Origin of the sequence: uncultured Brachyspira sp. (assembly GCF_910578695.1) — a bacterium.
Lineage (GTDB): Bacteria > Spirochaetota > Brachyspiria > Brachyspirales > Brachyspiraceae > Brachyspira.
The window spans coordinates 121,281-131,149 of the sequence record NZ_CAJTQJ010000003.1; the positions used below are offsets into that span (position 1 = coordinate 121,281).

The following is a 9,869-nucleotide window of genomic DNA, read 5'->3' on the forward strand; positions in this document are numbered from 1 at the left end:
TATATAGTGAAAAACTTGACAATGAAATTTATTTTACTATACTTTATATTAAAATAATACAAATGGCTAAAAATATCATTTATGCTGAAATATAGAAATTGAGGGTTGTAAAAAATATACAAAAAAAACTTTATGAAAATTCCCAGCGATAAATTATTAATACCAAAAGTGTCTAATGAGTTTTTAGATTTTCTGCATTCAAATGAAATAAAAGAATGCGATGCATTGCAAATAGCCTTTGAAGAAGCTTTAACCAATTCAATAGTTCATGGAAATAAAAACGATTATAGCAAAAATATAAATATATGTTTTAATATTGATGATGAAATGGTAAAAGTTATTATAGAAGATGAAGGCGAGGGCTTTGATTATACTTTAGCTATGATAGAGCTTACAGAATCTCAAGAAAATATTTATAAAGACAGCGGAAGAGGAATATTTTTGATTTCTCTATACACAGATGATTTTTATTTTGAAGATAACGGAAGAAAAATAATAATGATTAAGTATAGAAATTAAAAGTATATTAATATAAACTTTATACTATTACCGATACTGCAGACAATATTAGCCTTGAATTAGCTTATATATTTAAAATTATTTTTAATTACCACTATCATTTTTGACAATGTCAAGTACTTGCCAGATGCTCGTAATTTTTTATTATAGATTATTTACTAATAAAAAAAACTTGTGCCAATATCGGCGTAATACCTGCCATTCTTTAATAATATTATTATATCTTTCATAATATTATTATACAAAAAATAACTATAAAAGTAAAGTTTATTGAAATTAGATATTTTTAAGAGAAGTGCACACATATAATGCATGCACTTTTTATTATTATTTATATTTAATAACTAAGATAGTGTTCTAAACTTAAAGGATTATTTAAATGATGAAGTGCTGATCTGTCATTTTTAGCTGCAGCAATGTCAATAGCTGTTTGTCCGTCATTATTTTTAATATTATAATCAGCACCCATATTTACAATAACTCCTAAAATACCATAACTTATACCTTGTACAGCAAGTATTAATGGAGTATCTCCGTTATTATCTTTTTTATTTACATCAGCACCGTTTTTTATCAAATAATAACAAATATCCGATCCAAAATGCACTTTGCTTATGAGATATGTTAAAGGAGTATCGCCTGTTGCTGAACATACAGCATTTAAATCAGGCTTCAAATCAATAATATTTTTAGCTAAATTCATATTACGATAATTCATTGCTTTTATTAACGGAGTATATCCGTATCCGTCTTCTAAATTTATATCAGCTCCCATTTCTGCCAAAAATCTAACCATATCTTTATCATTTCTAGCTGCAGCCAAACCAAGAGGGGTAATTTTATCATACTCTTTATTTAATTCTGTATCTTCTTTTATAAGTTTTTCTAATGCTTTTATATCGCCTTTAGATACAGCATTCATTATATCATCATAGCCTTCTATATTATCAGTATCTTCGCTTGATAATAATTTTTCTATTTCATAATACTTGTTATTTTTTGCTAATTTTATAGCTTCTTCTCTAGTTGTATTAGTATTGAGATTAAAAACATCATTATCTATTAATAATTTAGCTATATCATAATTACCATAATCTACAGCATAGTATATATAATCATCGCTTGAGTTTAAATCTGCTCCTTTATCCATTAAAAGTTTAGCTATTTCGATATTGCCGTTTTCAGCTGCCACTTTCATAGGAGAGTCAGTATAAAATCCGTCAAAAAATATTTGAGCATTTACATCTTGTCCTATAAATATTAAATATTTAACTATTTCTATATTATGATTTTCAACCGCCTTAGGAATTAAACTTTCTTCCAAATCAATATCTCCGCTTTCTACAAGAAGTTTAAGTATATCAAGATTATCATTATTTATAGCAATATCTGTCAGATAATAAGGATATTCATAACCATAATCTCTGCCTGCATCAAGCCCTTTATCAATTAAAATTTCAGTCATTTCGGCATTATTATTTCTAACAGCATAGTAAAGCATATCAATACCGTTTTCTGTTTCCATATCGTCTGCCATAGCATTAACATCGGCTCCTTCTCTTATAAGCTCTTTTGCTAAATCATTATATCCGAATTGAACTGCCAAAAATAAAGGAGTAGAATCTTTAAAAATATATTTATTGCCGAAATTTGTCATTTCAGTAATTTTTCCTTCCAAGCCTTCTTCTGCTAATAATTTTGATATTTCATATATTGGTGCTTTGTATTTATGTGATTTAAGTATTTCATCTATTTTTTCATATCCTGTAGGTATAGGATCAATTTCTGTACCCTGAATATATTCATTAGTCTGCTGAGATTTAGTTTTATTAATATCTATATTATTATTATTATTTGTAGTTGTAGGATTAATATATACTTGATTAGTTTCTGTTTGATTAGTTTGAGTGTTTTCTGTTTCTTTACTGCTGTCTTTTGCACGATTGCAGGAAATTACTGAAACTATAAAAATAGCAATAATATAAATAACTGTTTTCATCTTTTTACCCTTTGTATGTATATTATATATTATTTTAAGGGATATACTATATAACTAAAAAAGCTCCCTTTTTGCTTAATTATATATAATTTCTAATTGTTTTTCAATATCTTTATTATTGAATCTAAATTGTCATTCTTTAATAAATATTGGCATTTCATTTCTTTTACCGCCGAAATAACTTTACGAAGTACATTCTTGCAGTGCCGTCAGCTTCTATTTCACCATTAAAAATTTCTTTCTCTGTTTCATATTCAAGTATTAATTCTCTTAATCTTAAAAAATAATAAAAAGCTGTTATTTTATTAATTTTTACTAATACTGAATATGTCCTTGCTGCAAAATGCTCTATTATTTTAATTTCTTTTCTTTACTCAAAACCAAAGGCGTGCGTTTCATACCTAAATTTTAACAAATTTAAGTTATATAGGATAGCCCATTATTTTATATTATAAAAAATAAAAATATTTATTATTTTCATTTTTTTTATGATTTAAAGAAATTAATTTATTATACTATTAGTATATAAAATATATAAATTTGACAAATGGAATAATATTTTATATTATGTTTTATATGAGGAGAAAATATGAACAATCTTAATAAGCTGATAGATCATACTATTTTAAAGCCTGAAGCAGTAATAGATGATATAAGAAAATTATGTATAGAGGCAAAAGAGTACGGATTTTATTCTGTATGTGTGAACTCTGCTTATGTAGATGCTGCCTATAACTTTCTTCTTCATTCTGATGTGAAAGTATGTTCTGTAGTCGGTTTTCCTTTGGGGGCTATGATGAAAGAGGCTAAGGCTTATGAAGCTAAATTTGCAGTTGACAGCGGTGCCGATGAAATAGATATGGTTATCAATATTGGTTTTCTAAAAAGCAGAAAAATTGATTTATTTGAAAGAGATATAAAAAAGGTAAGAGATGCATGTCATGCTAGTGTTTTGAAAGTTATTATAGAAACTTGTCTTCTAACAGATGAAGAAAAAGTATTAGCATGCAAAATAGCCAAAGAATGCGGTGCAGATTTTGTTAAGACTTCTACAGGTTTTTCTTCAGGCGGAGCATCTGAATATGATGTGAAGCTTATGCGTGAGGCAGTAGGAACAAAGATTGGTGTTAAAGCTTCAGGCGGAATAAAAACTTATGAAGATGCTCTAAAAATGATAGAAGCAGGAGCAAGCAGACTTGGAACAAGCAGCGGTATAGCAATAGTAAAATCGGCTTTGTAGTTAGGAGTAATATTTTATGTATTATAAAGAACCTAAAGCATTTTATGATGAAGAGGCTTTTAAAAATAATCTTCTTCAATATCATATAAAGCTTAAAAAAGGCGATGCAGCAAGATATGTGCTTCTTCCGGGCGACCCTAAAAGAGTAGGATATATTGCAAAGTTTCTGGATAATGCCGAGCTTAAAGCTGATTACAGAGAATATGTTACTATAACAGGTAAATATAAAAATGTTGATATATCGGTAACTTCTACAGGCATAGGAGGACCTTCTGCTTCAATAGCTATGGAAGAGCTTATTAAAGTAGGTGCTGATACATTTATAAGAGTCGGTACTGCAGGAGGATTAAGCCTTAAAGTAAAGCCTAATGACTTGGCAATAGTTCAGGCTGCTGTAAAAGATGAAGGCACTTCAAGAGAATATATACCTTTTGAGTATCCAGCCATTGCAAATACAGATATTATTTTTTCTTTAAGAGATGCGGCAAAAAAAAGAAATGCTGATTATCATATAGGAGTTGTACATAGTAAAGACTGCTTTTATGGTGAATTAGAGCCCCAGAATTCTTTTTTCAGAGAGAAGTTTGAAAATAATCTTAAATATTATACATTATGCGGAGCAATAGCTTCAGAAATGGAATGTGCTGCTCTTTTTGCATGTGCCTCTTTGAGAAAAGTAAGGGCTGGGGGAATAATGCATATAGTAGAAAATACAATGATTGAAAGAATGGGTACTCGTTTAGAATACAGCGATAATATAGAAAATATGGTATTAACTGCATTAGAAGCTATAGTATTATTAAATGAGAAAGATAAAAAAATAGAAAGAGGTAATTAATATATGTTTCCAAAATCCTATTATGAGGAAAATGAAAATCTAGTTCATCATTTGAAATTGAAGAAAGGCGATGTAGGAAGATATATTATAATGCCGGGCGATCCTAAAAGATGCGTAAAAATAGCTAAAAGATTTGATAATGCAAAATTAATAGCTGATTATAGAGAATATGTTACTTATACAGGCTATATAAACGGATTTAAGGTTTCGGCAGTATCTCATGGTATAGGAGGACCTTCTACTGCTATAGCTTTAGAAGAACTTATAAAAATAGGAGCTGATACTTTTCTTCGTGTTGGTACATGCGGCGGTATGAATATAGAAGTACTGCCGGGCGATGTTGTCATAGTTAATGGAGCTGTCAAAGGCGGAGGCACTATGGACAATTATATACCTAAAGAGTTTCCATGCGTTCCTAATATAGATGTTCTTGAAGCTATGATTGAAGGCAGTAAAAAAATCAAAATAAAAACTCATATAGGTGTGGTTCAATGCAAAGATGCTTTTTATGCTCAGCATGCACCTGAAAGTATGGCAGTGGATAAAGAGTTATTATATAAATGGGATAGTTATATAAAGTCAGGCTGTTTAGCTTCAGAAATGGAGTCAGCTGTTTTATTTGCAGTAGGTGCGGCTAAAAATGTCCGTACAGGAGCCTGCATGCTTGTTTTACATAATCAGGAGAGAGTAAAGAAAAATATTAATGATAAAAAAGATTATACAGGCGAAGAGGCTATAGATTTAATAATAGAGGCAATTAAAATTTTAATAGATAAAGATAAAAATAATAAAATATTAGGATAAAAATTATGAGTAAAAAAATAGTATTATGTATTTTATTTATCATTTCTATATTTGTATTTTCATGCACTAAAAATACAAATACAGATTCAAACACTCCTGAAATAGCTGTAATAATAGATTTAGGTTCTATTAATGACAGATCCTTTAATCAGGGTTCTTGGGAAGGAGTGAAGAGTTATGCTGAAAAACATAATATAGGTTATAAATACTATAGGGTTTCAGATAAAAGAGATATGGATTCTTATTTAAATGCTATAGATACTGCAGTTAAAGATGGTGCTAAACTTGTAGTAACTCCTAGTTATATGTTTGAACCTGTTATTTACAAAGCACAGGATATATATACTAATATTCATTTTATACTTATAGACGGACAGCCTCAGGACGGTACTTACAGCAATTATAAAACTTCAATTAATACTTCTGCTATTCTTTATGCTGAAGAAGAGGCGGGATTTTTGGCAGGCTATGCTATAGTAAAAGAAGGATACACTAATTTAGGCGTTATGGGAGGAATTGATATAGCTCCTGTTATAAGATTTAGCTACGGTTTTGTGCAGGGTGCAGAATATGCCTGCAGAGAAATGGGGCTTCCTTTAGGATTAGTAAAAATTAATTATACTTATTTGGGAAACTTTAATGCTGATCCTGAAAATCAGGAGCTTGCTTCTTCTTGGTATAAAAGCGGTATTCAGGTGATATTTGCTCCTGCAGGAGGTGCAGCAAATTCGGTTATGAGAGCAGCCGAAGAGAATAATGCTTTAGTTGTAGGAGTTGATTCTGATCAGAGTTTTGAATCTCCTACAGTTATTACATCTGCTATGAAGCTGATAAGAGAATCTGTTTATAATTCAGTAGCTTCTTTTTATAATGGTACTTTTAACGGAGGAATGACTATTATACTAAATGCCAAGCTTAATGGAATAGGGCTTCCTATGTCTGCATCAAAGTTTAAAGTTTTTACTAAAGATGATTATGATATTATCTATAATACTCTTGTAAACAGAACTATTAAAATTTATAAAGATACCGATGTAAAAACAGCAGAGGAGCTTCCTTTAGATATGGTGACAATTAATTATATTAAATAAATTTTATTATTATAATTTTATAAATTAGGAGAAAACAATATGAAAAAAAATCTTATTTCAATTATCTTTGTGATAGGTATTATTTTTATGATTTCCTGCGGAGGAGGGAAAAAATCAGGCAGATATGAACTAGCATTAATCACAGATGTCGGTACTATAGATGACAGATCATTCAATCAGGGTTCTTGGGAAGGATTAAGCAAATATGCTAAAGAGAAAGGCATATCTCATAAGTATTATCAGCCAGCCCAAAAAACTACAGATGCTTATGTTGATGCTATAGATTTAGCGGTATCAGCAGGAGCTAAATTAGTAGTGACACCCGGTTTCTTGTTTGAACCTGCAGTATACAAAGCTCAGGACACTCATCCTGATGTAGGTTTTGTACTTTTGGACGGTGTTCCTCAGGACGGAACTTATACAGATTTTAGAATAGAAAAAAATGTTTATTCAGTTCTCTATGCTGAAGAACAAGCCGGATTTTTGGCAGGCTATGCTATAGTAAAAGAAGGATATACTAATTTGGGTGTTATGGCTGGAATGGCTGTACCTGCTGTTATAAAATTTGGATATGGCTTTATACAGGGTGCAGAATATGCTGCTGGAGAAATGGGGCTTCCTTCAGGAGAAATAAAAATTAACTATACTTATATAGGTAATTTCAATGCTACTCCTGAAAATCAGACTTTAGCTACTTCTTGGTATCAAAGCGGTATTCAGGTGATATTTGCTACTGCAGGCGGTGCAGGCAATTCAGTTATGAGTGCTGCTGAAAATAATAACGGTTTGGTTATAGGCGTTGATATAGATCAAAGCTCTGAATCTCCAACAGTTATTACTTCTGCTGTAAAAATGCTTGGAGAATCTGTTTATAATGCAATAGATAATTTCTATAATAATAAATTTCCGGGCGGACAATCTGTAATACTTGATGCTAAAGTTAATGGTATAGGGCTTCCTATGAAAGCTTCTAAATTTAAGGTATTTACTCAAAGCGATTATGATGCAATATATCAGAAACTTGTATATGATGAGGTAAAAGTTCTTACTGATAAAGATGTTAAAGATATTAATGAACTGCCTTTAAATATAGCTAAAGTTAATTTTATACAATAATCATTAATAAATAATTAATAAAACTAATAGGGATTTAGTATATATCTGCTTTTTATAGATATTAATTGCGAGGAAATATATATAAATGGAAAATTCAGAATATGCAGTTGAAATGATTAATATTACAAAATGTTTTAAAGGTATAATAGCTAATGATAATGTTACTATACAATTAAAACGCGGAGAGATTCATGCATTACTTGGAGAAAATGGTGCAGGTAAATCAACTCTTATGAGCGTACTTTTCGGACTTTATAAACAGGAAGAGGGAATTATTAAAGTTAATGGCAAAGAAGTAAATATTGATAATCCTAATACTGCTAATCTTTTAGGTATCGGTATGGTGCATCAGCATTTTAAACTTGTACATAATTTTACTGCTTTGGAAAATATTATGCTTGGGGTTGAAACTGTTAAAAACGGAATACTTCAGATTGATGATGCTAGAAAAAGAGTAATGGAATTGAGCAAAACTTACGGACTTGAAATTTATCCTGATTCTCTAATAAGCGATTTAACTGTGGGTATGCAGCAGAGGGTGGAAATTTTAAAAATGCTTTATAAAAATAATAATATACTCATTTTTGATGAGCCTACTGCTGTCCTTACTCCTAATGAAATAGAAGAGCTTATTAAAATTATGAAATCTTTAGTTAAAGAGGGCAAATCTATACTTTTTATTACGCATAAATTAAATGAAATAAAAGAGGCAGCTGACAGATGTTCTGTTCTTCGTAAGGGAAAATATATAGGCACTATTGATGTTAAAAGCACCAGCAAAGAAGAGATGTCTGAAATGATGGTTGGAAGAAAGGTATCTTTAGTAGTAGAAAAAACAGATGCCAATCCTAAAGATATAATACTTTCTGTAAAAAATTTGAATGTTAAATCTATCAGTAATAAAAGTGAAAAAAATATAGTAAAAAATGTTTCTTTTGATGTGCATTCAGGAGAGATAGTATGTATTGCAGGTATTGACGGAAACGGACAAAGCGAACTTATATATGCTCTTACAGGTTTAATTGATATGTCAGGCAGTATTACTTTAAATGGAAAAGATATTACTAATCTTTCTATAAGAAATAGAACTTTAAGCGGTATAGGGCATATTCCTGAGGATAGACATAAGCACGGACTTGTACTTGATTATACATTAGAAGAAAATACTATACTTCAGACTTATTTTACAGATAAATTTCAAAAAAACGGATTTTTAAAATTTAAAGAAATAGAAAATTATGCTAATGAACTGATAAAAAGATTTGATATAAGAAGTGCAGAAGGGGCAAAAACTATAGTAAGAAGTATGTCAGGAGGAAATCAGCAGAAAGCTATTATAGCGAGAGAGATAGACAGAAATCCTGATTTGCTTATAGCTGTTCAGCCTACAAGGGGATTAGATGTAGGAGCTATAGAATATATACATAAAGAACTTATTGCACAAAGGGACAGCGGAAAAGCTGTTTTACTTGTATCTTTGGAGCTTGATGAGGTTATGAATTTAAGCGATAGAATACTTGTTATGTATGAAGGAGAGATTGCCGCTGATGTTTTAAATAAAGATTTAACTATTAATGAATTAGGGCTTTATATGTCAGGTTCTAAGAGGAGTGCATAGAGAAGTGAATAGAGAAGTGAATAGAGGAGTGCATAATAAATATTAATTAATTTATAATATATATGTCTGTATTATAAAAAAATTAAATAATGAGAAAATAAAAAAATAAATGGGCAGCTAATAACTGATATAAGTAGGTTATTAGCTATTCTAAAGCAAATTTATAGCTAGCAACAATAAAGCAGCTTATAACTTAAATTATAAAAATTATGAGCGTCTGACATTGTTAAGAGCGGCAGGTATTACGCAGATATCTGCACAAGTTTTTATATATAAATGAGAAATATAAAATTTATAGGAGATATTCAGCAAACAATGAAAAAAATTATTTTATTTATTTTAAGTGTTAATTTACTTTTGGCGTTTCCGCCTAATAATGCATATTTTGATAACCTTTTAAGTGATAATGGCAAAATAATAAAAAATACTCTCAAAATTAAAAAACTTGACAGCACTTATTCTTGTGCCACAATTTATTTTGACGGAGAAATTACATTAACAGGAGTACTTGAAAGATCTACTGAAAATGATATGGAAGATATTTATGCTTCTTTAAGATTTTATCCTGATAATAATATAAATCTGCCTTTTTTATACAGTACACATTCTCATAATATAAAATATTATAAAGAAAAAGAAAAAGA

At 29.8% G+C, this 9,869-nt stretch carries 8 protein-coding genes and 1 pseudogene; 8 read left to right on the forward strand and 1 reads right to left on the reverse strand.

The genetic code is table 11. From position 1 onward, the window contains the following. Positions 1 to 132: 132 nt before the first annotated feature. On the forward strand, positions 133 to 519 hold the full coding sequence (locus QZ288_RS01920; protein WP_295154388.1) for an ATP-binding protein: 387 nt from the start codon (positions 133 to 135) through the stop codon (positions 517 to 519). A 337-nt stretch (positions 520 to 856) separates the two neighbouring features. Here QZ288_RS01920 and QZ288_RS01925 read toward each other — a convergent pair whose 3' ends face one another. Then, positions 857 to 2,518, reverse strand: coding sequence for an ankyrin repeat domain-containing protein (locus tag QZ288_RS01925; protein WP_295154390.1), 1,662 nt, complete (start codon positions 2,516 to 2,518; stop codon positions 857 to 859). A 589-nt stretch (positions 2,519 to 3,107) separates the two neighbouring features. On the opposite strand from QZ288_RS01925, the gene deoC reads away from it, so the two are divergent. From deoC to QZ288_RS01960, 7 genes and pseudogenes are all read left to right on the forward strand, one after another. Continuing rightward, on the forward strand, positions 3,108 to 3,758 hold the full coding sequence (gene deoC, locus QZ288_RS01930) for a deoxyribose-phosphate aldolase (RefSeq protein WP_295154391.1): 651 nt from the start codon (positions 3,108 to 3,110) through the stop codon (positions 3,756 to 3,758). Between the two features lie 16 nt (positions 3,759 to 3,774). After that, complete coding sequence (locus QZ288_RS01935; protein WP_295154393.1) at positions 3,775 to 4,596, forward strand: nucleoside phosphorylase; 822 nt, start codon at positions 3,775 to 3,777, stop codon at positions 4,594 to 4,596. Positions 4,597 to 4,599: 3 nt separating this feature from the next. After that, on the forward strand, positions 4,600 to 5,400 hold the full coding sequence (locus QZ288_RS01940; RefSeq protein ID WP_295154395.1) for a nucleoside phosphorylase: 801 nt from the start codon (positions 4,600 to 4,602) through the stop codon (positions 5,398 to 5,400). A gap of 5 nt (positions 5,401 to 5,405) precedes the next feature. Next, positions 5,406 to 6,491 carry a BMP family ABC transporter substrate-binding protein gene (locus QZ288_RS01945; RefSeq protein WP_295154397.1) on the forward strand — a complete coding sequence of 362 codons (1,086 nt, stop codon included), beginning with the start codon at positions 5,406 to 5,408 and terminating at the stop codon, positions 6,489 to 6,491. Between the two features lie 39 nt (positions 6,492 to 6,530). After that, the gene (locus QZ288_RS01950) at positions 6,531 to 7,607 is read left to right on the forward strand and encodes a BMP family ABC transporter substrate-binding protein (protein WP_295154399.1); all 1,077 of its coding nucleotides are present in this window, start codon (positions 6,531 to 6,533) and stop codon (positions 7,605 to 7,607) included. Between the two features lie 85 nt (positions 7,608 to 7,692). Further along, entirely contained in the window at positions 7,693 to 9,225 is a 1,533-nt protein-coding gene (locus tag QZ288_RS01955) for an ABC transporter ATP-binding protein (RefSeq protein ID WP_295154401.1), read from the forward strand. A 315-nt stretch (positions 9,226 to 9,540) separates the two neighbouring features. Then, positions 9,541 to 9,869, forward strand: a pseudogene (locus tag QZ288_RS01960) (hypothetical protein); the annotation flags it as partial.